Source organism: Frankia sp. BMG5.60, from assembly GCF_059428125.1.
Window position 1 is genome coordinate 377,913 of sequence record NZ_CM182091.1, and the last position, 23,026, is coordinate 400,938.

The following is a 23,026-nucleotide window of genomic DNA, read 5'->3' on the forward strand; positions in this document are numbered from 1 at the left end:
TACCTACCCCTTCGGTCAGGTTCGGGCGGGAGGGGACGTGTCGCCCGCCACGGGAGCCGTCGCAGCGGTCGGGGGCATTACCGGAGGTGGACCGTGATCCGGGTCCAGGAGCCGAGGTAGAACCGGTCGCCGTCGTCGAGCGCCACGGCGCCGCCCGGCGTCAGACGGACCAGGTGCCCCGGGTCCGGGCCGACCCAGGTGCCGTTCGACGAGCCCAGATCGGTGACACGCAGGGAGCCGTCCGCCATGAGTTCCAGCGCGGCGTGGACCCGGGAGACGCCGGGATCCCCCGGGTCGCCGGACAGGTCGATGCCCGGCGGGGGGCGCTGGCTGCGGCTGCGCCGACCGACGACGGTCCGCGCGGCGGTCAGCTCGACGGTCACCGGACGGGACCGTTCGGGGAGGGCGGGCGCTCCCGCGTCGTCACCGCGCTCGAAGAACGCACGGTCGACGGAGATCCGCGCGCTCCAGCTCCCGGCCCGGCCGCCGGCCCCTCCGCCGGCTCTGCCGTCGGCCCCGGCGCCGGTCCGGCCGCCAGCGCGGCCATCGGCTCCGCTGCCGGGCGCCACGGCCGGCGGCGCCGCGACCCGCAGGGGGACGGCCCTCGCCGGCAGCGGGCCGGTGCCCGTGGCGAAGTTGTGGTCGCAGGCCGGGCAGTGCGTCCCCACTCCGCGGCGCGGACACTCGCAGAGCGGGCAGGTCTCCCGCCTCACCGCTTCGCGGGAACCGTCAGCGTCGAACCGGCGTCGAGGTCCATCTCGTCGAGCTTCTCCACGTCGCGGCGCAGCCGCACCGAGCCGGTGGCCGGGTCGTCGATCTCGACGACCTTGCCGAGTCGGTCCAGCATCGCGCCGTCGTCGGCCCCGGCGGCGATCCGGGCCGCCCGGCCCAGCAGCGTCACGGCGCTGACCTCGTCCCCGGCGCGGCGCGCGGCAAGCCCGTCCTGCACGGCGCGGGCGAGCTCCGCCTGCCCGGTGTAGTGGGCGACGACGCCGTCGATGCGGGTCGACAGCTCGGCGTCCTCGGTCCACACCGCGCGGACACGGGCCTGCGTGACGACCTCGCCGCCGACGACCAGGCTCACCCGCGCGGCGAGCCGCTCGTCGCCGACGTCGGCCGGCGGCACGTCGACGCACAGGTGGTACTCGCGGGTACCCGCCGCCCACGCGCCGGTCGGATGGTCCCGGGTGAACGGGTTCACCTCGACCGCGCGCGGCATCAGGTCGTCGACCTCGGGGGAGACCTGGCGCAGGAAGCGGGTGGTGGAGCCCTTCGGCGTCCACACCCGCAGCGCGACGTCGGCCACGCCGCGGGCGAGCGCCTTGGCGACGAGGGCGCGGAAGTCGTCGGCCATCTCGGCGGGCTCGCGCAGCAGTGACACGGTGCCGAGCAGCCGGGTGGAGATCTGGCGCAGCTCGTCGACCCGCCAGTCGGCGCCCACCCCGCGGCAGTCGCACTGGAAGGCGCCCTCGCACGCGGCCAGCGCCGCCTCCAGCGCCCGCGCGCTCTCGCCGTTCTGCCCGTCGGTGAGCAGGATGGTGTGGTGGATGGCATCCGGGCGCGACGCCATGAGCTGCGCGGTCAGCCGCAGCCAGCGGCCCATCGAGGTGCCGCCGTGCGGACGCAGCCGGGCGACGGCCCGGCCCGCGGCCGCCCGCGTCTCGGCGCTCGCCGTCACCAGCTCCCGCCCGTCCGGATAGACCACCCGCGCCTGCTCGGTGCCCTCGACCACGGCGAACGCGACGCCGTCGGGCAGCGCGTCGATCGCCGCCCGCGCCGCCCGCCGCGCCTCGATGATCTTCGACTGCGGGTACTCCATCGACCCGGAGCAGTCCAGGATGATCACCTCGGCGGCGCCGGGGGACTCGTCGCGGGGCCCGCCGGGGCCCGCCGCGGCCGCCGGCCGGCCGGTGCCGGTGCCGGTGTCGGTGCCGGTGCCGGTGGCGGGCGCGACGGTGGCCTCGTCGCGGGCGGCCACGGTGATGACCGCGTGCACCTCGCCGGCGCCCTGCGCGAGGAACTCGTTCTGGCTGACCTCACAGGTGAAGGTGATCATCGCTGCTCCCCGGGATATCGATGACGATCACGGTGATGTTGTCGCCTCCGCCGCGGGCGAGGGCGACGGTCGTCAGATGGCGGGCGACCGCGAGCGCCGGAGCCTCGGCGGGCAGCTCGGCGATCCGGTCGGCGAGGGCGCCCGCGGCCGAGAGGTAGTTCCACAGCCCGTCGCTGCACAGCACGACCCGTCCCGGCCCGTTCAGCGCCGTCGCGGCGACGCGGGGGATCGCCGACGCGCTGCCCGTGCCGATCCAGTGGGTGATCGTGTGGGCGCCGGGCCCGGTCTCGGCCCGCTCCGGCGGCAGCAGGCCGGCCCGTACCGCCTCGGCGGCCAGCGTGTCGTCCGCGGTGAGCAGCCGCGCGCCGGACCGGTCGATCAGGTAGGCCCGGCTGTCGCCGAGCCAGCCGACCGCCAGCCGGCCCGGCGTCACGATGGCGGCGACGAAGGTGCACGCCGGCGCGTCGTCCGGACCGCTGATCGATGCGACGGCGCTGCGCTGCGCGGTCGCGGCGGCGGCCCGCAGGGCGCTCGCCTGCCAGCGGGCGGTGTCCCCGCCGGGGGGCGCCGGGCCGGGACGGGGACCGAGCGGGCGGGTGTCGCCGCTGTCGCCGGTGCTGCCGCTGTCGCCGGTGATGTCGCTGCCGCCGCTGCTGCTGGTGCCGCCGGTGTCGTCGCTGCTGCTGCTGCCGCCGCCGGTGCCGCCGGTGCTGCCGCTGGTGCCGCCACCGTCGGGCGCGTCGCCGCTGTCGCCGTCGTCGACGGGGACGTTCGTCTCGCTGGTGCCGCCGGGGTGGGGCGGCTTGACCGGCGGCGCGGTCAGCATGCCGGCAAGCTGCGCGAGCAGGTCGACGGCGTCGCGCGCCGCCCGCACCGCCGCCGGCCCCGACCCCGGGGCCGTCGACACCCCGTCGCAGACGACGGCGAGCGTCGCGGCCGGCCGGTCGTCGACGGGCCCGGCGAGGACACGCAGCGCGAAACCATCCTCGTTGGTGCGGTGCACCAGGCCGCGGTCGGAGACCCCCGCCGCGCTGACGAGATCGAGATCGGCGTGGTCACCGGGCGGGTCTCCCGGGCGCAGCCCGGCACCGCAGCGCTCGCAGAACCGGTCGTGCGGGAAGACGACCGCCGCGCACGCCGGGCACCGCCCGGCTCCCGGCGATCCCGCGCTGCTCTGGGATTCTCCGGCTCCCGGGGCTTCGCCGGTGGGCGGGGCGTCCGGCTGCGGGCTCTGCTCTTTGGTCATAGCAGCGTCCGGGGACGGACGCCGTTGGCGAGATCGACCAGGGCGTACCGTTCGTCGGGTGTCGGCGCCAGGCGGGCCAGCATCCGGTAGGCACGTTCCAGGCCGAGCCGCAGCGTGGCGGGCCGCAGCGCCGACCCGGCGACGCTCACCTGGGGGTCCGCCGCCACCGCGCCGGAGGTGACCAGGTCGAGCGCGCCGGCCAGCAGGTCTCGGGTGAGGGTCGCCCGGACGGCCGGGGCGAGGTCCAGATCGTCGAGGATCGTCGACGCCGCCAGCAGGCCGGACCGGTCCGGGGCGCCCGCGGCGGTGACGGTGCCGAGCACCCGGGCCAGGCGCACCCGCGCTTCGACGTGGGCGGCCGACGCCGCCGGCACCCGTTGGTAGGCCTGCGCGGCGCCGTCGCGGTCACCGGCGGCGAGGCGGACCCGGGCCAGCCCGAACGCGGCGCTGGTGAACGTGTCGTCGGTGCGCGAGACCAGGTCGTAGAGCTCCTGTGCCCGGGGCAGGTCGCCGCCGACCTCGGCCGCGCGGGCCAGCGCCAGCTTCGGCGCGAGCTCGCCGGGCACCTCTCCGTACACCCGCTCGAACGCCGCGACCGCCCCCGCCGCGTCGCCCTCGGCGAGCAGGAGCAGGCCACGCTGCCAGTGCACCCGCCAGGCGAAGGGGTCCTCGGCCGCGACGGCGTCGAGCAGCTCCCGCGCCGCGTCGTGCTCGCCGAGCCGGGTCCGCAGGTCGGCCAGGCGCAGCCGGGCGGCGGCGCTGCCCGCAGCCATCGCGCCGAGCAGCTCGGCAAGCTGGCCGGGGGAGACGTCGGGCAGCGCGGCGAGCGCGGCCGCCGCGGGATCGTCCGGATCGGGCAGCAACGCCGGCAGCAGAGCCGGCAGCACCGCCCAGGGCGCCGGGTCGGCCGGCTCACCGGTCGGGTGGGCGTCACCGGTGAACCGTGCGCTGCGGGCCGGCATCGGGGCGCCCCGCTCCGCGGCGACGATCTCCCGCAGGACGCCGAGCAGTTCGCCGTGCATCTCCTCGGCGCTGGCGAAGCGATGGTCCGGGTCGAGCGCCGTGGCCTTGACCAGCAGGCGGTACAGCGACTCGTGCCGGGCGAGCACCGGATGGCCGGACGCCGGCGGCAGGGTGTGCCGGTAGGTCGAGGTGTTGCCGCGGAAGTCGAGGACGAGGGTGGCCAGCGTCCGGCCCACCGTGTACAGGTCCGAGGCCACCGACGGGCCCTCGGTGGGCACCTCCGGCGCCTGGTAGCCGAGCGTGCCGTAGACGGCACCGTCGTGGTCGTCGATCCGCCGCACCGCGCCGAGGTCGATCAGCCGCACCGCGTCCCGGCCGACCATCATGTTGTCCGGCTTGAAGTCGCAGAACACCAGACCGTTGCGGTGCAGGTAGGCGAACGCGGGCAGCACCGCGAGCAGGTAGGCGACGGCCTCGGCCACCGGCAGCGGGTCGGGCCGGCCCGCGGCGGTCCGCCGCCGGCGCAGCACCTCGCGCATCGACGTGCCGCCGACGTACTCCATCACGATGTAGCCGGTCCCGGCATGCTCGACGAACGTGTAGATCTTCACGATCGTCGGATGGTCGACCGCGGCCAGGAACCTGCGTTCCGCCATCGCCGCGAGCTGGGCGTGCCGGTCGCCGGAGTCGAGCAGCCCCTTGAACACCACCCAGAAGTCCCCGCCGACACCGTGGTCGCGAGCCAGATAGACCCAGCCCTGCCCGCCATGGGCGAGGGCGCCGGCGATCTCGTACTGGCCGACGCGGTCGCCGGGCCGCAGCGCCGGCCGGAACGAGTAGGGCTGCCCGCAACCCGCGCAGAACCCCTCCGCCAGTGCCGGCTGGCCCCCGCGCGGGCGGCCGACGGGCTCGCCGCAGCGGGCGCACAGCCGCCGCCGCTGCGGGATCTGCGGGTCGGTGAGCAGCAGCGACGTCGGATCGGGCAGGTCGACATCGGGCATGCGCACCAGCCCGGCGCCCAGCCGGTCGGGCGCGCTGTGGCTCGCCGACCCGCGCCGGGACCGCCGCGAGGCGGAGGCCCCCGTCGACGGCGAGCCGCCGGTCCCGCCGGACGCGTCGGTGACGCCGGACGCCGGGGTGACGCCGGACGCCGGGGGTGCGCCGGACGTAGGGGGTGCGCCGGTCACGCCGCCGGCCGACGTCGCCGAGGCGGCGGGACGGTCTGCGGCGGCGGGGCCGGGCGGCCGGTAGGCGAGGCCGGTGATCGTGCAGTAACCGTCCTCGATGACGCCCTCGCAGTCCGGCTCGGGACACCGGATCGCCTCGGTCATCGGGATTGCGGCGTGGAGACCCCGCCATTCACGGCGGGCAGGAAACGTCGCCTCATCTTGTTCATCAGTCGATATCCCTTGTCGTAGAATGGGGAATGTCCCGCTATCAGCTCTGTCCGAGCGTCCTGGGACATCAGCGGGCAACCACCTGGGTGACTGCGCGGGGAGGCGACGCCAGTAGGCGGCCTGTGAACCGCGAACCTCAACACCGCGCACCCCCTCCGGGGGACGAGTAGGAGTTGACATCCTCCTCCGCGGTTACGCGGTGGAGGAGGTCAAGCTCACTCCTCGTCGTGGACGCGGGCGGCCGGCCGTCTGCGTCGCGGCTCCGATCGCCGTCCCGGCCGGGGCGGTCCTGTCGCGGGCTGTCGGATCGCGGGCTGTCCCGCTCCGGCCCGCCGCCGGCCTCGGCAGCCGCCAGCAGGGCGTCCGCGTAGGCACGGACGAGCCTCTCGGCCCGGTCCAGGTCGATCGGCGCCGTTCCCAGCGCGGCGAGCGCGGGGGCGTACCGTGCCTCCAGCTCGGCAGACTCGGACCGCCCGGTGCGTCCGGCCTTGGCCCGCAGTGCCCGCAGCAGTCCGCGCAGCTCGTCGCGGCGGCGCGCCGGCGTCGCGTTCGTCTGGACGATCCTGGCCGCCGTCGCCAGGGTCTCCTGCGCCGTGCGCCGCCATGCCGGCAGGCCGTAGGCGACCAGCCGCCAGTCGCCGGCCTCCCCGGCGGCGATCAGCCGGTCAAGCCAGGGCCGCAAGCCCCGCCGGGGGGCGTCGAACCAGCCGTCGGCGAGCCGCAGCAACCCGTCGGCGTCGCCGGTGATCCGCTCGACGGCCTCCCGGGCATGGCGCTCCCCGACCTGCGCGGTCTCGACCACCCGCGTCAGCAGTCCGCCGGCCGCCGCCAGGTCCTCGGCGAGATGGTCGTGCGCCCGGGCGAGCGCGGCGAGCGCGGCTGCCGCCGAGGCGAGCGCCGCCCCGGCCCCGTCGAGCAGCCCCGCCGGCAGGTCGATCGGGTCGGCGGCCACCGCCGCCTGAGCGAGCGCCAGCGCCGCGCGGGCCGTCGCAAGCTCCGGCACGTCACCGCCGCCGTCCCCGTTGTCTCCGTTCCCGTCCTCGCTGTCCCCGTCCCCGTCCCTGCCCCGCCCGTGGCCCTGCCCGTCCTCGCCGTCCCAATCGCTGCCGCCGCTGCCGTCGCCGCCGTTCCTGCCGTCGCCGCCGTGCCCATCCCCGCCGTGCCCATCCCCGCCGTCACCATGCCTGCCGCCGCTTCTGCCGCCGCTGCCGTCGCCGGCCGGTGCCACCCCGATGCGCTTCGCCGTCGCCAGCAGGTCGCCGAGCTGCCGGGCCAGCGGCGCCAGCGCGTCGCGGTGGCGGGCGCGGGCGGCGACGGCCTCCTCGACGGCCGCCTGTACCTCACGCACGCCGGCCAGGGCGTCGTCGAGACGGCGCTGGGCGGGCACGTCGCCTGGTGCCGGCTCGCCCGTCTCGGCGGCCAGCAGCGCCGCGAGCCGGCCGGCGCGGCGCCCACCGAGCCGCGGGCCCTCCCCGCGTTCGGCGGCGGCCGCCGTGAGCAGGTCGTTGATCGCGCCGTGGGCCTCCCAGAACCCCACCAGCCGGCGGTGGGCGTCGGCGGCGATCGCGGCCGTGCGCCCGCGCAACCGGGGTGGATCGCCGAGCTGGCGGTCGACGAGAGCGTCGAGGTCGAGCAGTTCGGCGGCGAGCTGCGCGCTGCCCGAGCGCAGCCTCGCCAGGACCGCGTCGACCTCCCAGCGGGTGGGCACCGCCGGTCAGTCCCGGTAGGTCGGCGCGGGCGGCGCCGGGGCCGGGGCGTGCAGCCAGCGCTGGTAGATCGTCGCCCAGTCGCCGTCGCGCTTGGCGGCCTGCAGGACCGCGTTGACGAAGCGGGTGAGGTCGGGCGCGGTGCGGCTGACGACCACACCCATCTCGGTGGTCCGCGCCGCGCGCCCGACGATGGCCGTCTTGGGATCCTGCGCGGCCATCCCGAGCAGCACCGTCTCGTCGCTGACGATGCCGGAGTCGCTGCCGTCCTGCAGGGCGACGAGGCATTCGGTCACGTTGGTCACCACGTGCGGGATCGGATGGGACGGCGCGGTCTCGATCTGCCGCAGCGACGTCGTCCCGGCCGCGGCGCACACCCGGCGTCCGCCCAGGTCGCCGAGCCCGCGGTACGGCGAGCCACGCCGGACGAGAACCCCGGACGTGGTCAGGAAGTACGGTTCGGAGAAGTCGACCTGCTCGGCCCGGTCGCAGGTGATGTTGACGGTCGCCGCGACCAGATCGAGCTGCCCGCGCCGCACCAGGTCGATCCGCTGGGCCGCGGTCACCGCCCGGAACTTCACCCGCCCGTCCACACCGAACAGCGCCCGGCCGACGAGGGTCGCCAGGTCGACGTCGAACCCTTCGAACTGGCCGCTGTCCGGGTTGATCGAGCCGAACGGCGGGGTGTCCGGCCGGACGCCGACGCTCAGGTAGCCCCGGCGCAGGATGGTGGCGAGCGTTGGCCCCGCCGCCTGCCCCGGCACCGGCGGGATCGCGGGCGGGCGCCAGCTCGCCGTCGTCGCCCGGCAGGGGCCGGCCGTCGCCTGGGGGCTGGGGCTCGCCGCGGCCGGCGACGCGCCGGGCAACGGGCGGGCGGGCTGCGGCGGCGGGCTGGTCACGGTGCCGCAGCCGGCGAGCACCGTGGCGTAGGCGACGGCCAGGACGAGGGCAGCGGCCAGCGCGGCCGCCGCGGGCAGCGGCGCACGGGTCCGGTGAGGTGCCCGCTGATCGTTCCGACGTCGCACGATGACAGATCGTAAGGCCGATCGGTACCTTCCGTGCGGCAATGTCGCGTTGTCGTCACCCCGGGCGGTTCGCGAGGTCGAAATGTTAGTCGTCCCGACTCGGGATGCAGGGCCGTTCCGTTCGGCCCGGCCACGGGTGCGCCGTGTCACCCGCCCGTGTCACCCGCCCGTGTCACCCGCCTTCGGCGTCATGGGAACCGGCACCGTCGGGGGTGAGCCCGATCCCGGCAGCCACCACGGGATGGGCCGGGTGGGGGCGGTATGACGGCGCTACCTGTAGTCGTTGATACGCACCTGGATCCCGGCGAGCGCGAGGGCGGCGGCGAACAGGACGCTCGCGGTGACGGCCAGCGGCAGCGGGTCCAGGCCGTCGTCCGCGGCGGCGAGCCGCTGCTCGAACCGGCCGCGGCCGGCGTCGAACACCACCGTCGACGCGATGTCGAATCGTCGGAAGGCGTCGGTGCCGCCGCCCTGGGCCAGGGCCACCGCCTGCTGGAACCCGCCGACCTCGGCGACGAGCGCGCGGACCCGCACCGCGCTGGCCTGGTAGGCCTGCCAGGCGGGCGCGAGCGCGACGCGGGCGGGCCGATCCGGTCCGGGCAGCGCCGCGGCCGCCGGGAGCAGCCCCGTGCCGGTCGGCCGGCCCCGGGCGTCGTAGCCCAGCCGGGCACCGACCGCGTCGGCGTCGGCGTCGAGCTCCGCGCCGTTGCCGCGGGAGATCAGCGACAGGCTCTCGTCGCCCCAGGCGCGCAGCGCGAGGACCCGGGCCTGCGCGGTCATCGTCATCGGCACGTAGCCGTCGTCGCGGCTGTCGAGCAGGCGGGCGCGCTGCACCCCGAATGCGGCGAGCGTCCACCCGAGGGCGAGCACGGCGAGCAGCGTCGCCGCCACCAGCGCCGGGTTGAGGATGCGGTTGGTCCGCCGGAACAGTCGAACCTGCAGGGCGATCAGCACGGCGAGCGTCGCCAGCCCGGCGACGGTGACCACCACCAGGTGGTAGGCGCGGCTGGCCTGCCGGTAGTCGCGGTCGATGCGGTCGGCGGCCGCGGCGGCGAGGCGGTCGGCGGCCGGCAGGATCGTGCCCTGCATCAGGCTGGACGCCTCGCGCAGGTAGGCGCCGCCGACGACGAGACCGAGCCGGTTGTTCGTCCGGGCCCGTTCCACCTCGCCGGTGTAGACGGGCAGCCGCTCGGTGAGCACGGTCAGCGGTTCCCGCGGCCCCCCGGCCCGGGCGAGATCGACGATCCGCTCGCTCGCGTCGGCGATGGCCCGCTGGTAGGCCGCGCGCTGGTCGGGGGGCTCGACGCCGCCGGCGAGGAAGGCCCGCGCCGCCGCGGCGTCGGCCGCCGAGAGGTCGGCGTGCAGGCTCTGCGCCGCGATGAACGACGCGCCGCTGTCGGTCCGCAGCGAGTTCAGCGCCTGCTGGCGGGCCCGCACGGTGGTGAAGGCCGCGACCCACAGGGCGAGCAGGCCGACGGTCACGATGATCGACAGCAGTCGCAGCCGGCCGGGCGGCGTGGCCGTGCGGCGCCGCAGCCCGCGGCGCCCGGGCGAGCCGGCGCTGCCGGCGCCCGCCCCGCCGCTTGTTCCCGAGGAGCTGCCCGTTCGCGAGGAGCTGCCCGCTCCCGAGGAGCTGCCCGTTCGCGAGGGGTCGGCCGTTCCCGAGGTGCCGGCCGCGCCCCCGGCGGCCGTGCCCGCCGCGCCACGGGCAGCCGGCGGGGGGAGCGCGGCCGTGGCCGGCGGGATGGAGGGAGGCGACGGCGTGCCCACCGCGGTCATATCCGGTGATCTTAGGCGATCTACGGCGTTCCGGGGCCGCGGTGTCAACTTTGCGTCATCACAGTTGCGCCGTCCCGGCGGTCGCCGCTCCGGGGCGCCTATCGGGTAGTGATCTGTCTGCGGGACTCGGTCTCGCGGCAAGCCCGGCCCGGGCGCGGGGCGCGGTGCCTTTCAGGCGTACGCGTACACTTCCAGTTGGAACATGTAGCCGGCGGCGGCATGCCCCCATCCCGGATTCCCTGGGCAGACGCCTCGATTCGGCTGGTATCCGTCGAAATAGAGCGAGCTGCATTTGAAGCAGAAGCGCCACGCGCTCTGAAAGTTCCCCGGAACCGGGTTCCGGTCGTGCCAGAGAAGGTTCTGTGGGTAGACGCCGGTGTGCGACCCGCCGCCGCGTCCGGCGCAGACGCCCGGGGAGTCGTGATAGTAGAGGAGGCCACAGGACGAGCACTGCCGCCAGTCGCTCTGCTGGTACGCCGTCTCGCCGGCGTGGTGGTCGGCGCTGTTGGTGAAGGGTATCCCGAAGGTCCAGCCCTGTATCACGTGCCGGCCGCCCGCCGGGCAGCGATCGTGGACCTGTTGCAGGTTCCGGACCAGGCCAAAGCATTTGTTGCAGAAGCGCCAGTCGGGATGCCATATACCTGACGCCTCGGCAGGCGAGGACAAGGCGGCCGTTGCCGTGACGGTCGCCAACCCCAACCCGGCCACCAGAAGGGTTCGCCGTGGTACGCCGGCTGATGGTTCGTCCACTGTCATTGTGCGCCCCCCTCGAACCAGTGCACGCACCGCCGTGGATGGCAGTGCGAACACTATCGCCGCCTCGGCCTCGACAGCCGTGATCCTGACTGGTTTGTGACAGGTCCTGCGAGTGCGGTCCCCGCGGTCTGGAGCAGCCGGGGCCAGCAGCCCGGAGGCGGGGACGGTGACCCTCGACCTGAGACGCCCGTAACTCCAGCCCCGCCAGAAGAACCTGGTATGCGGTCGTCGGGTGTTGGACAGGGCGGGAGGTAGCGGGCGGCGGGCGGCTTACAGTCCGCGGGTCGGGTCACGTGTCGAATCGGCGGGACCTGGCCGGGAGGCGGATGTGCGGGCAGCAGGTAGGACGGGTCGGCGAGAGGCGGGCGTGCGCTGGTGGGCGGCCGTCTTCGTGGCGGCGTCGGTGACGGCGCTCGCGGGCTGTGCCAGCGAGGGGCGGACTGGCGGGCAGGCGGCGGTGACGACGCCGCCGGCCGTGTCCCCCGCGAGAACGGTCCCGGCCGCGGCGACGGTCCCAGCCGCGGCGACGGTTTCGGCCGCGGGGACGGTTTCGGCCGCGGGAACGGTTTCGCCCGCGGGGACAGGCGCCGGGGCGGGAAGCTCGGGGGCGACCGGCGCGCGCGGCGGCCCGGTGACTCGGCTGGTCAACCTGGCCCCGGTCGACCGCCGCGGACAACCGGCGAAAGGCTGGGCCGTCGACGGGCGCGATGATGATCCGGACGCGCCGATCGACTGCGGCGACACCAGTCGGGCGTACCCGTCGCCGGCCGCCGTCAGCGCGGACATCTACTACTGTTCGCCCAGCGCCGCCGACGCCGATACCTGCTGGCCGACACCCCAGGCCCGCCGGATGCTCTGCCTGCGCGACCCGTACTCGGCCACGCTCGCCGCGCTCACGGCCCAGTCGCTCGTCGCCAGGGTCTCCCCGCCCAGGAACCCCGTCCCGCTCGGCCTGGACCTGGCCAACGGGGAGCGCTGCCGCCTGCGTGACGGCGGTGCCTGGGGATCCCCGGAGAACCATCCGGGCTATGTCGGCTACTACTCCTGCGGCCCGCGCGACATAGTGTGGGCGCCGCAGAACTCGCCCACCGGCGGCGTGGACAGGACCAGCAGACGCTGGACCGTCCTGGTCGGAGATGTCACCGGCCCCCTGGCCACCGTCCCCGTCACGGCGGCCGACTTCGTCACCAACGCCCCCTGAACGCCCCCTGAACGCCCCCTGAACGCCCCCTGGACCGCCCCCCGAACGTCCTACGGCGAGGCGCTGCGGCACATGCACCGCCTCGGCGCGCCGCCGCGCCACCCGACTCCGGAGAAGCGGATGATCATTGCTCTGGATCTGGGCGCTGCGAACGGGGACCCGGGGTGAAGCGGATCGGTAGGCTGCGCACGGCGTAGACGTCGCCCGCGTCGGGGAACCGTTCGAACTCGCCGTCGATCGTGTAGTCCGGCAGTCGGGTGAGGATCTCGGTGATCATGACCTGGAACATGGCGCGGGCGTGGTTGGAGCCCAGGCAGCGGTGACCCCCGGCGCCGAAGGCAAGATGCCGGTTCCCGGTGCGGTCGAAGTCGATCCGGTCGGGGTCGGTGAAGACCTTCGGATCGCGGTTGGCCGCGGCGTACATCAGCAGGACGCGGTCGCCGGCATGGAGCTGTTGACCCTGGACCACACAGTCCCGGGTCATGATCCGGGCCAGGCCCTGGGTGGGGGTGTCGTGGCGCAGGAACTCCTCGGTCGCCTTCGGCAGGATGTCCGGCTCGTCGAGGAGCCGCTGGCGCAGCTCGGGCTGCTCGTGCAGGCGCACCAGCGCATTGCCGGTCAGGCCGCTGGTGGTGTCCATCCCGCCGAGGAGCATGAGGAACGCGAAGCCGATCACGAGTTCGTCGCGCAGGGGCGCCCCGTCGGCCTCTCCCTGCATGATCGTGCTGAGGAGATCGTCGCGGTAGCCCTCGGTGCGTCGAAGCTTGATCTCCGCCGTGATGCTGGCGTAGATGTTGCCGACCGCCTCCATGGCCTTCTCGGGGGCGTTCGAGCGGTCGTGCACCGTCGCGTGGACCCACGCCACCCAGTCCTGCCAGCGGCTGTCGTCGAAGCCCAGCATCTCGAGGATCCAGCGCGCCGGCAGGGGTGTGGTGAGCTGGTTGACGATGTCGGCCCTGCCGGTCTCGATGAACTCGTCGATCTGTTCGGTGGCGATCCGCCGGAAGGTCGGTTCGAGCCTCTTGGCCGCGGACGGGGAGAACCAGGGCAGCACGATCTTGCGGTACTGCGCGAGCAGCGGCGGGTCGGAGTCGATCGGGATGAAGGGGTCCGGGTTGCCGGCCTGGGGAATGCCCTTCTCCATCGCCGAGCTGAACAGCTCGCCGTCCTGCTCGGCGTTGTAGACGTCCGCGTGGTCCAGGAACATCCAGAAGCCGCCCCAGGCATCGGAGTGGGCGACCGGGCACTTCTCCCGTAAGTCCTCGTAGATCTCGTAGTTGTGCTCGCGGAAGTACGGCGAATGATGGTCGATTCCGGCCGGGTGGCCGGTCGCCTCGGGCTGGACCGTGGTCATGTCGATCAGTCCTCTCCGGTCTCGATGGTGATCGCCTGTTCCGGGCATTCCACCTGCGCCGCCCGCAGGGTCGCGATTCCCGCCTGCTCTGCCGCCTGGTCGTGGACGATGGTCCGGTCCTCGTCGTCGAGAAACTCGAAGGCATCCGGCGCGATCGTCAGGCAGCGGGCGTGCCCGCGGCAGCGATCCGCGTCAACAACAACTTTCATCGGTCACCTCGGGGGCGTTCGGATATCCCGGTACGGATATACCGGTTCGGATATCTCGGTGAGGCCGTTCTGCGAAGGCGTCCGGAACCGCCGGCGACCTGCTGCCCGACCGGACGGAAAACGGGTCGCCGACGGAACGGACGAAGACGTGGGGGTGGTGCGCTCGGAGCGCCTCGCCCGCGACGGGGCGCGGGGCGTCGGTCCGCTAGCGGCGGACGGACATGCCGGCGTCGACCCGGAGCAGGCTGCCGGTGAAAGTGCGTCCGGCCTCGGAGACGAGGAAGAGGATCGCCTGGCTGACGTCGCGCGGTTCGATCATCGGGAAGTCGGGCAGCGCGGTCTGCATCGCGTTGGCGAGGTGCTGGTTGGCCTCGATGACGGCGAACAGCGCCGGATTCTCGAGGATCATCGGGGTCGAGCAGTTCGTCGGGGCGACCGCGTTGACCCGGATGCGGTGCGGGGCGAGCAGGTTCGCGTAGGACCGGACCAGCCCGGTCACCGCGAGCTTCGCCATGTTGTAGGCGTCCGACCCGCCACTGCCGTCGGTCAGGTCGAGCAGGGCGGCCATCGAGCTGGTGGCGACGAGGTTGCCGCCCTGGCCGCGCTCCTTCAGGTGGGGGATCGCGATCTGGAAGGTGTTCCAGACGCCGATCAGCATGATGTCGAGGCCGAGCCGCAGCGCCTCGGAGGCGTCCCGCTCCTCGGCGTTGCTGAGGATGACACCCGCGTTCGCCAGGACGGTGTCGATGTGGCCGAACCGCTCGACCCCGGCGTCGAACGCCGCCTGCAACGCGGCCAGGTCGCGGACGTCGGCCTGGTGGATGGCCATCTCCTGGCCGGCCTTCTCGACCAGGCGGGCGGTCTCCTGTAGGTCGTTCATCGTGCCGAGCGGGTAGGGGACGGTGTCGAGGTCGGCACAGATGTCGACGCCGACGATGTTCGCGCCCTGCTCGGCCAAGGTCACTGCGTGCGACCTGCCCTGGCCGCGGGCCGCGCCGGTGATGAAGGCGACGCGGCCGTCGAGTAAGCCCATGATGTCCCTTTCGCGAGGGTTCGGGGTGTGGGTGTGCCGGGTGGTGGTGTGTCGAGTGGTGGTGTGTCGAGGGTGGAGTGGGTGGTGTGGGCGTGCCGGGGTGGCGCGAGCGCCCCGCCGGTCCGGTGCCGCCGGTCGGGAGTCGAGTGTCGGGCGTCGGGCGTCGCCGGTCGGGTGACGCTGGTCAGGAGTCGCCGGTCAGCACGGCCGGGCCGTTGCGGACGATGTCGCCGAGGAGACCGACGTCGAGGCCGAGGTCCGCGGCGACCTGCTCGACCAGGGCGACGTCCTTGCGCAGATACGGAAGGGCGAACTGCGCGAACGTCTCGGGGCTGCCGAGCACGCCGAGCGCCTGGATCGCGGCGCTGTTCGCGCTGCACAGGCTGAGGGCGCCCATCAGCAGGTTCGTGTCGAGCCCGAGCGAACGCCCGAGGGCGTCGGCGGCGATGGCGGTCTGGACGTGTGCGGCGAACGTCAGGTTGTTGACGAGTTTCACGACCGAGGCCGATCCCACCTCGCCGGTGCGGACCACCGCGGCGCTGTAGGCGCGCAGGAGTGGTTCCACCAGGTCGACCGCGTCCTTGTCGCCGCCGGCGAGCACGGTGAGACGCCCGGCGCGGATGGAGTCCGAGGTGCCGCTCACGGGCGCGTCGAGCACGCCCACCCCGCCGGCGGCGGCTTGGGCGGCCAGGTCGCGGACAGTGGTGGGGGACACCGTCGCGTGCTGGACCAGCACCGATCCCGGACGCATCGCCGCCAGCGCGCCGCCGGCCGTCAGGATCTCGACGAGCTGGTCCTGCGAGAACGGGCAGACGATCAGCACGTCGACCGCGCCGGCCACCGCCGTGGCCGAGGCGCCGATCCGCGCGCCCAGGTCCGCGAAGCGGGCCGCGACGTCGGCACGGCGGGCGTACAGGTGGACGGTGTGGCCGGCGGCGAGCAGGCGTTCGACCATGGGCGCCCCCATCGATCCCGCGCCGATGAAGCCGACCGTCGGGGCCGATCCGCCGGCGGGTAACCCGTCGGCGGGCGAGGCGTCGGTGGCCGATCCGTTGGCGGGGTCGGATCGAGGCGGCGCGACGGACATGGAGACGGCTCCTCCCAGTTGCAGTGACGCGGGCCGCGAGACGCTCGGGCCGGTTGCCGCCGATGGCGGACTGGGCGGTGTGGCCCGGGTCGATCTGTGACCTCTGACACTACTAAGACAACTGTCACATTGGAACCCCCTGCGTGAACATTCCTCCGAAACGTCGCCGAGAGAACGATCATCGAGTCGGGGAGGATCGGCCCCGCATAGACTTCGAGGGACGTCCCGGAGCCGGGTTGATGCGACGCGGGCCTGGGAGGGAGCGGCTGTCGATGTCCGAGTCGGTCCCCGCCACCCGAGCTGACGGCGAAGCGCGCACCCGGCTGCCGGAGCCGGGGCGGCTGCCCGGGCAGGAGCCGCCGATCGACGGTCTGTGGCTGCCCCGCACGCGCCGCGCCCCCTATCCGGTGAGCCCGACCATCGGCCCGGAGGGGATGCGCGCCTGCCGGGAGATTCTCGACGCAGCCCGCCTGCTGTTCGTCGAGCGTGGGTACCACGCGACGAGCATCCAGGCCGTCGCCGAGGCGACCGGTCGCTCGGACACCGCCGTCTACCAGTATTTCCGCGGCAAGCAGGAGATCTTCCGGATCCTGTTCGAGGAGCTGGGCGCGGACCTGATCGCCCTGTTCGCGGCGATGCCGGCGCTCACGGCGGACCGTGCGGGCCTCCATGCCTTCCGGACCTGGCTGGAGGAGCTCGGCGCCGTGCTGCGCCGGCACTCCCCGGTGTTCGCGGACTGGCCGCTCGAGGACGAGCCCGCGGTGGACAACCCTTCCGAGGAGTACCTGCGCCAGCTCGGCGCCCTCATCCACGGGCGCCTGGCCGCCGCCGACACCCGCGCCGCCGACACGCAATACATCGACACGAGGGTGCTGTCCATCGCCATCATCTGCGTCGTCGAGTGGGCCCACATCGTCCTCGACGCCGGCGCCTCCCGGGCCGAGCGTGCCTCCGAGGAGAAGGCGCTGCACGACACGCTCGCCCGCATCATCCACCGGGCGGTGTTCCCGGCCGCGCACGCCTCCGATCCCGACGCCCACGATCGCGACGCTCTCGATCCCGACGCCCCCGACGCCACCCCCGCCGGGCGGAAGGCGGCCGCCCGGCCGCAACGCCCCGCCGTCGACGATCAGGCCGGCCCCGAGCCCGGACTGCGCAAGGTCGTCACGGCCCGGGCCCGAGCGACCATCGAGAAGGTCCTGGCGGCCGCGGTCGCCGCCGTCGAGCAGCGGGGACTCGCCGGAACCAGCGTGAACGACATCATCGCCCGCGCCGGCGTCGCGCACGGCAGCTTCTACCAGTACTGGACGGACCGCACCGCCCTGTTCACCACCCTGACGCACCGGGCCGCCGTCCGGACCTGCGACCACTTCGAGCGGCTCGGTGACGTACGCACCGGGCCGGAGCTGGACGGGTGGCTCGACGAGTGGCTGCGAATCGTCGAAAAGCACGGGACCGTCTTCCACGTCTGGACCGTCGAGATTCTCGAAACCCCGTCGTTGTGGCCCGCCGCGCGCGGGCTGCGCGCCTATCTGGACGCCGTCACCGCCGAGCTCCCGCAGCACTGGCCGGCGGCGATCCCACTCGATGCCCGGACCGGAACGATCACCCTCTGGACCCTGCTCACCGAGCTGCCCTACAACGCCTGGCTGCGGCACAACGTCCTCACCCGCGACGAGATCCTGTCCTGCCAGCGGCTGTTCCTCGGCCGGGGAATCCTGGGCGACTCCCGGCAGGGGTGAGACCGGCGCGGGTGAGCCCGCACCGGGCGGCTCCATGGGCGGCGGCATCGGGCGGGCCCTACCGGGGGGCCAGCCGGGGGAGCACCTTCGCCGCGAACAGCTCCAGGCTGGCCCAGCCGAGCTCCGGTGGCATCCCGCCCATCAGCGGATGGAAGACGAGCGGCTGGTCGGGTTCCAGCGCCTGCGCGAGCGCGACGCACTCGTCGGGCGTGACGACCTGGTAGACGCCGGACGCCCGCACGGCGGCCAGATCCGCGCCCACCACGGTCGCGCTGGAACGTTCCGAGTCCGGCTTCGCGCCGGAGTAGGTGACGGCCTCGTACACGGCGTACCGGGCCAGGCTGTCCCACGCCTTCTCCGGATCGTCGGCGACGTGGAGAAAGCCGTGCGTCGAGCCGGGGATGACGCGGCGCGGGGCCCGACCGAGGCGGGCGCACTCGTCGGTGTAGGCCGCGTACAGCCCGGGGTCGGGCAGCGCCGGGGCGAAGCCCAGGTCGAGGGCCGCCGCCCGGCGTGCCCCGATCTCGGTGGCGCCGCCCACGTAGAGCAGCGAACGCGGATCGCTCGCCGGCGGGGGGGTGATGACGACCTGTCGGCCATGCGCGGTGACCGGCCGGCCCGCCCAGGCGTCGAGCAGGTCGCGGATCTGGCGCTCCATGTATGCGCCGCGTCCGGAGCGGTCGACGCCGAACATGGCGAACTCGACGTCCCGGTAGCCGATGCCCGCCACCACCTCGACGCGACCGCCGCTGGCGAGATCGAGCACGGCGAGATCCTCGGCGAGGCGGACCGTGTCGTAGAGCGGCAGGAGCGCGGCGGCCACCTGCACCGTGAGGCTCCTCGTCGCGCCCGCCACCGCGGCGGCGACGACCAGGGGCGAGGGAAGATAGCCGTCGTCGAGGGCGTGGTGTTCGGAGAGCACCACCCGGCCGAATCCGTGCTGCTCGGCCCAGGCGCACTGCTCCAGGCAGGTCCGGTAGCGCTGCGCCGGGGACGACGGCGCGAACGGTGGATGTCGGAAGTCGTAGCGCAGGGCGGCAACAGCCATGTTCGCTCGCTCCTTGGGTCGGACGCGCTCGCGTGGTCAGGAACCCTCGCCGTCGCCGATCCGTGCGGTGCCCGGCCGGGGTGCGACGGAGGCGACGACGAACACCCGCAGGGTCGCCTCGACGGCGTCGTCGTCCGCGGGTGGATCGGTCATGAGCATGTTCTGGACGCGCAGCAGCCAGCGGGCCATCGCGGGGGCGCCGACGTCGGTGCGCAGCTCGCCGTTCTCCTGGGCGGTGGCGATGTAGCCGGTGAGGGTGGGCAGGGTCCGCTGCTGGATCAGGCCCGACGCGTAGGCTGCGCCGACCGTCTGGGCGGCGTTGTCGCGGTCGAACAGCAGGGTGAGGAACGGCGAGCGCGCGACCGCCCGCCGGGCGGCGAGGAACGCGTCGACCAACCTGTCCTCGAACCGCCCCTCGCCGCCCATGATCCGGTCGGAGGCGGCCATGAGCCCGCGGGCCTCGATGAGCACCACCCCCGCGAGCACGTCGTCGCGACTCCTGAAGTAGGCGTAGACGGTCGTCCGGTGGATCAGCGCCTCGCGGGCGATGTCCTCCACGGTCGTCCGGGCCACCCCGTGGCGCAGGTAGCAGCGCATCGCGGCGTGCAGGATGCGTTCACGCGCCTCGTCCTCGGTGGTCGGGGCCTGCGCACCCCACCGGGCCGGCTGGGTCCGGGCCATCTAGACGGGGTAGCTCACTGTCTTGATCTCCATGAAGTCCTCCAGGCCCTCGCGGCCGAACTCCCGGCCCAGGCCGCTCTGCTTGTAGCCGCCGAACGGCGAGTCGACATCGAACCACGGGGCTCCGTTGACCGAGACGGTGCCGGTGCGCAGGCGCTGCGCCACGCCGGTGGCGCGGGCGGTGTCGGCGCTGAAGACCGCCCCGCTCAACCCGAAGGGCGAGTCGTTCGCGATCGCCACGGCGTCGTCGTCGCCGTCGAAGGCGATGATCGACAGCACCGGACCGAAGATCTCTTCGCGGGCGATCCGCGCGGAGTTCGGGACGTCGGTGAAGACCGTCGGCTGCACGAAATAGCCGCGGTCGAACTGGGTGGCGCGACCGCCGCCGGTGACCAGGCGCGCCTCCGTGCGGCCGAGGTCCATGTAGCCCAGCACCCGGTCGAGCTGACGCTGGCTGATCAGCGGGCCCATCATGTGGTTCGGGTCCAGCGGATCCCCGTAGGGTGTCGCCTCCATGGCGCCCTTGGCCAGTTCGGTCGCCGCGGCGGCCAGGTGGGCGGGGACGAGCAGCCGGGTGTAGTGCGTGCACCCCTGGCCGCTGTGCACGCAGATGGTGCCCGCCGCGGTGAGGACCCCGGCCTGCAGCGACTCCTCGTCGAGCACGATCAGCGCCGATTTCCCGCCGAGTTCCAGCGACACCCGCTTCACGGTCGGCGCCCCGTTGGCCATGATCAGCCGGCCGGTGGCCGTCGAGCCGGTGAAGGCGACCTGGTCGACGTCGGGGTGCCTGGTGAGGATCTCGGCGACGCTGTTGTCGGAGGTCGTGACGATGTTCAACACGCCGGGGGGCAGGTCCGTCTCCGCGGCGGCGGCCGCGATCAGGGTCGCCGACCACGGGGTCTCCGGGGCCGGCTTGAGCACCACCGTGCACCCGGCGGACAGCGCCGCGATGGACTTGCGCAGGTTGAGCTCGAACGGGACGTTCCACGGAGTGATCGCGGCGACCACACCGGCGGCCTCCCGGCGCACGACCCGGCGCACCGGCGTCCCGAAGATCTCCTTGCGGGGGAGCTCCTCGGTCAACTCCAGGAAGGGCAGCAGGTCCGGGTAGTAGGACATCGCCTCGATCGCCGGGTCGACGCCCATCATGAACGCCATCGCCAGCGGCATGCCCGACTCCGCCGTCAGCGTCGGGCGCAGCATGTCGACCTGCTTGCGCAGGGCGGCCTGTAACTGGCCGATGCAGGCGATGCGCTGGTCGACGTCGGTCGACCAGCCGCTGGTGTCGAACGCGCGCCGGGCGGCCGCGATCGCCCGCTCGACGTCGCTCGCCGACGCCTCCGGCGCGGTGCCGATGACCTCCTCGGTGGCCGGGTTGATGTTGCCGAACTCGCGGTTGTCCCGCGCCGCGACGAGCTGGCCGTCGATGAGCATCCGGTGCGCCGAGTCGCTCACGCCGATCACCTGCTTCCGTCTGGGCGGCGCCAGTCCGCCCGGGATCTACACACGACAGATCTTAAAGTTTGTCGTCCCTGTGGATTGGGATCAAGAGTAGGCCGCTGTGCGGAAAGGTCAACCCTCGACTTCATTCGACAGATCTTGTTGTCTGTTGACCCGGTCAGCCCGGATGGGTAGCGTCCCGGGCTGACCGCGAGGCCGGGCACCGCAGAGGAGGCCGCTCATGAACGCGCAGGACCCCACGGGGGCGACCGGGCAGGTCGGCGGGCCGTTGGCCGGCATCCGCGTGCTCGACCTCTCCCGGCTGCAGCCGGGCGCCTTCTGCACCCGGCTGCTGGCCGATCTCGGCGCCGAGGTGGTGCGCGTCGAACAGCCCGGTGCGGGCGACCTGCTGCGGACGATCCCGGGCGCGCACCCGGCCTACAACCACGGGAAGCGGTCGATCACCCTCGACCTGCGCCACGACGCGGCGCCGGGGGTCCTGCGCCGCCTCGCCGCCGACGCCGACGTGCTCGTCGAGTCCGCGCGGCCGGGCACGATGGACCGGTCGGGCATCGGCTATGCCCAGCTCGCGGCCGTGCAACCGGGCCTGGTCTGGTGCTCGCTGACCGGGTTCGGCCAGGACAGCCCCTACGCCGACCGGCCCGCCCACGATCTGAGCTTCCTCGGGTACTCCGGGGTGCTGAGCCTGCTCGCCGGGGACGGCGTGCCGGCGACGCCGGACCTGGTGCTCGCCGTGCCGCTCGGCGCGCTGGTCGCGGTGATCGGCATCCTCGCGGCGCTGCGCGAGCGGGACCGCACCGGCCAGGGCCGGCTGGTCGACACCAGCATCCTCGACGCGGCGAGCTGGCTGCTCTCGGAACACGTCGCGCGGGTGGCCGCCGGCGAACCCGCGGGCTGGGGCCCGAGCGCCGGGCGGCGGGCCTACCGCTGCGCCGACGGCCGGCTGCTGACGCTGGCCGCCGCCGAGCCGCGGCCGTGGCGGGCGCTGTGCGCCGCGCTCGACCTGCCCGAGCTGACCGACCGGCTCCACGCCCCGGCCGCCGAGCAGGAGGCGATGACCGAACGGCTGGCGGCGGTGTTCGCGTCCCGGCCGATGGACGAGTGGGTCACCCTCCTTGCGGAGGCCGCGGTCGGGCCGGTCAGTACCGTGCCCGACCTGCTGACCGATCCGCATGTGCTGGCCCGCGGAAACCTCCTCAAGCTCGACGACGGCAGCACGGTGCTGCGCGGCCCCGTGCGGCTGACCGAGGCGCCCGGCGACACCTCCGCCGACCCGGCTGCGGACTCCGCCGCCAACGCGGCCGCCGACTCCGCCGCCGCGCCCGCCGTCGGAGCGGACACCGAACAGGTCCTCACCCGGGCGGGGTTCACCCAGTCCGAGATCGCCACATTGCGTCGGGAGAAGGCACTCTGATGGGTCGTCTTGGCGGCAAGGTCGCTCTGGTCACGGGTGCGGCCCGCGGGCAGGGCAGGTCACACGCGGTGCGGCTGGCCGAGGAGGGCGCGGACCTGATCCTCGTGGACGTGCTCAAGGACCTGCCGACACTCGAGTACGGTCTCGGGACCGACGCCGACCTCGCCGAGACGGTGGCGGCGGTCGAGGCCCTGGACCGGCGGGTCGTGTGGGGCCAGGCCGACGTCCGCGACGCCGACGCGCTCCAGGCGCTCGTGGACCAGGGGGTCGGCGAACTCGGCAGGTTGGACATCGTCGCCGCCAACGCCGGCATCTCACCCCGGCTCGCGAAGCTCTGGGAGATCACGCCGGCCGAGTGGGACGAGCAGATCTCCGTCAACCTGACCGGCGTGTTCAACACGATCCGTGCGGTCGTGCCCCCGATGATCGCCGGTGGGCGCGGGGGAGCGATCGTGCTCACCGCCTCGGGGGCCGCCCTCGGCGGGATTCCGCATCTCGGCGCCTACACCGCAAGCAAGCACGGCGTCGTCGGCCTGGCGCTGACGCTGGCCAACGAGCTGGCCCGCCACGACATCCGGGTCAACGCCCTGTGCCCGGGGACCGTCGGCACCCCGATGGTCACCCAGAACCGCGCCCAGTACGGGGTCTTCCGACCCGACCTCGAGGCCCCGAACCTGGAGGACACCAAGGTGGCGCTGAAGAAGGTCTCCCCGCTGGGCCGGCCCTGGATCGAGCCGATCGACGTCTCCAACGCCCTGCTCTGGCTGGTCAGCGACGAGGGCCGCTACGTCACCGGCATCACCGTGCCGATCGACCAGGGCACCCGCAACCGGCCGTAGACGGTGGATCTACGATCGCACCGTCGGGA

The 23,026-nt window shown here is 74.0% G+C and carries 19 protein-coding genes; 4 read left to right on the top strand and 15 right to left on the bottom strand.

Annotated elements, in window-relative coordinates; genetic code table 11:
* Positions 1–77: 77 nt before the first annotated feature.
* From AC5R91_RS01545 to AC5R91_RS01580, 8 genes are all read right to left on the bottom strand, one after another.
* The gene (locus tag AC5R91_RS01545) at positions 78–713 is read right to left on the bottom strand and encodes an FHA domain-containing protein (protein WP_495395277.1); all 636 of its coding nucleotides are present in this window, start codon (positions 711–713) and stop codon (positions 78–80) included.
* Complete coding sequence (locus tag AC5R91_RS01550) at positions 710–2,056, bottom strand: VWA domain-containing protein (RefSeq protein WP_495395278.1); 1,347 nt, start codon at positions 2,054–2,056, stop codon at positions 710–712. The genes AC5R91_RS01545 and AC5R91_RS01550 overlap by 4 nt, the downstream gene beginning before the upstream one ends.
* Complete coding sequence (locus AC5R91_RS01555) at positions 2,037–3,302, bottom strand: protein serine/threonine phosphatase 2C family protein (RefSeq protein WP_495395279.1); 1,266 nt, start codon at positions 3,300–3,302, stop codon at positions 2,037–2,039. The genes AC5R91_RS01550 and AC5R91_RS01555 overlap by 20 nt, the downstream gene beginning before the upstream one ends.
* The gene (locus tag AC5R91_RS01560) at positions 3,299–5,596 is read right to left on the bottom strand and encodes a serine/threonine-protein kinase (RefSeq protein ID WP_495395280.1); all 2,298 of its coding nucleotides are present in this window, start codon (positions 5,594–5,596) and stop codon (positions 3,299–3,301) included. The genes AC5R91_RS01555 and AC5R91_RS01560 overlap by 4 nt, the downstream gene beginning before the upstream one ends.
* Before the next feature lie 202 nt (positions 5,597–5,798).
* On the bottom strand, positions 5,799–7,370 hold the full coding sequence (locus AC5R91_RS01565; protein ID WP_495395281.1) for a hypothetical protein: 1,572 nt from the start codon (positions 7,368–7,370) through the stop codon (positions 5,799–5,801).
* A 6-nt stretch (positions 7,371–7,376) separates the two neighbouring features.
* Complete coding sequence (locus tag AC5R91_RS01570; RefSeq protein ID WP_495395282.1) at positions 7,377–8,393, bottom strand: glutamate ABC transporter substrate-binding protein; 1,017 nt, start codon at positions 8,391–8,393, stop codon at positions 7,377–7,379.
* Positions 8,394–8,663: 270 nt separating this feature from the next.
* The gene (locus AC5R91_RS01575) at positions 8,664–10,172 is read right to left on the bottom strand and encodes a GlnX family signal transduction membrane protein (protein ID WP_495395283.1); all 1,509 of its coding nucleotides are present in this window, start codon (positions 10,170–10,172) and stop codon (positions 8,664–8,666) included.
* 171 nt (positions 10,173–10,343) lie between these two features.
* Positions 10,344–10,928 carry a hypothetical protein gene (locus tag AC5R91_RS01580; protein ID WP_495395284.1) on the bottom strand — a complete coding sequence of 195 codons (585 nt, stop codon included), beginning with the start codon at positions 10,926–10,928 and terminating at the stop codon, positions 10,344–10,346.
* A gap of 631 nt (positions 10,929–11,559) precedes the next feature.
* Here AC5R91_RS01580 and AC5R91_RS01585 point away from each other — a divergent pair.
* On the top strand, positions 11,560–12,129 hold the full coding sequence (locus AC5R91_RS01585) for a hypothetical protein (protein WP_495395285.1): 570 nt from the start codon (positions 11,560–11,562) through the stop codon (positions 12,127–12,129).
* Between the two features lie 124 nt (positions 12,130–12,253).
* Here the strand turns inward: AC5R91_RS01585 and AC5R91_RS01590 are convergent, their stop codons facing one another.
* From AC5R91_RS01590 to AC5R91_RS01605, 4 genes are all read right to left on the bottom strand, one after another.
* Positions 12,254–13,483 (bottom strand): cytochrome P450, encoded by a 1,230-nt coding sequence (locus AC5R91_RS01590; protein WP_495395286.1) that lies wholly within the window; start codon positions 13,481–13,483, stop codon positions 12,254–12,256.
* Between the two features lie 5 nt (positions 13,484–13,488).
* Positions 13,489–13,692, bottom strand: a complete 204-nt coding sequence (locus AC5R91_RS01595) for a ferredoxin (RefSeq protein WP_495395287.1) — start codon at positions 13,690–13,692, stop codon at positions 13,489–13,491.
* 205 nt (positions 13,693–13,897) lie between these two features.
* Positions 13,898–14,725 (bottom strand): mycofactocin-coupled SDR family oxidoreductase, encoded by an 828-nt coding sequence (locus AC5R91_RS01600; protein ID WP_495395288.1) that lies wholly within the window; start codon positions 14,723–14,725, stop codon positions 13,898–13,900.
* A 184-nt stretch (positions 14,726–14,909) separates the two neighbouring features.
* Positions 14,910–15,812: an NAD(P)-dependent oxidoreductase gene (locus tag AC5R91_RS01605; protein ID WP_495395289.1), complete on the bottom strand. Its 903-nt coding sequence runs from the start codon at positions 15,810–15,812 to the stop codon at positions 14,910–14,912.
* A 272-nt stretch (positions 15,813–16,084) separates the two neighbouring features.
* Between AC5R91_RS01605 and AC5R91_RS01610 the strand changes: the two genes are divergently transcribed.
* Positions 16,085–17,554: a TetR/AcrR family transcriptional regulator gene (locus AC5R91_RS01610; protein WP_495395290.1), complete on the top strand. Its 1,470-nt coding sequence runs from the start codon at positions 16,085–16,087 to the stop codon at positions 17,552–17,554.
* Positions 17,555–17,612: 58 nt separating this feature from the next.
* On the opposite strand, the gene AC5R91_RS01615 is transcribed toward AC5R91_RS01610, so the two are convergent.
* From AC5R91_RS01615 to AC5R91_RS01625, 3 genes are read right to left on the bottom strand one after another with little or no spacing between them, the layout of a single operon-like run.
* On the bottom strand, positions 17,613–18,602 hold the full coding sequence (locus AC5R91_RS01615; protein ID WP_495395291.1) for an LLM class flavin-dependent oxidoreductase: 990 nt from the start codon (positions 18,600–18,602) through the stop codon (positions 17,613–17,615).
* A 36-nt stretch (positions 18,603–18,638) separates the two neighbouring features.
* Positions 18,639–19,283: a TetR/AcrR family transcriptional regulator gene (locus AC5R91_RS01620; RefSeq protein WP_495395292.1), complete on the bottom strand. Its 645-nt coding sequence runs from the start codon at positions 19,281–19,283 to the stop codon at positions 18,639–18,641.
* Positions 19,284–20,738, bottom strand: a complete 1,455-nt coding sequence (locus AC5R91_RS01625; RefSeq protein WP_495395293.1) for an aldehyde dehydrogenase family protein — start codon at positions 20,736–20,738, stop codon at positions 19,284–19,286.
* 226 nt (positions 20,739–20,964) lie between these two features.
* Between AC5R91_RS01625 and AC5R91_RS01630 the strand changes: the two genes are divergently transcribed.
* Complete coding sequence (locus AC5R91_RS01630; RefSeq protein ID WP_495395294.1) at positions 20,965–22,158, top strand: CaiB/BaiF CoA transferase family protein; 1,194 nt, start codon at positions 20,965–20,967, stop codon at positions 22,156–22,158.
* Positions 22,158–22,997 carry a mycofactocin-coupled SDR family oxidoreductase gene (locus AC5R91_RS01635; protein ID WP_495395295.1) on the top strand — a complete coding sequence of 280 codons (840 nt, stop codon included), beginning with the start codon at positions 22,158–22,160 and terminating at the stop codon, positions 22,995–22,997. The genes AC5R91_RS01630 and AC5R91_RS01635 overlap by 1 nt, the downstream gene beginning before the upstream one ends.
* Positions 22,998–23,026 lie beyond the last annotated feature (29 nt).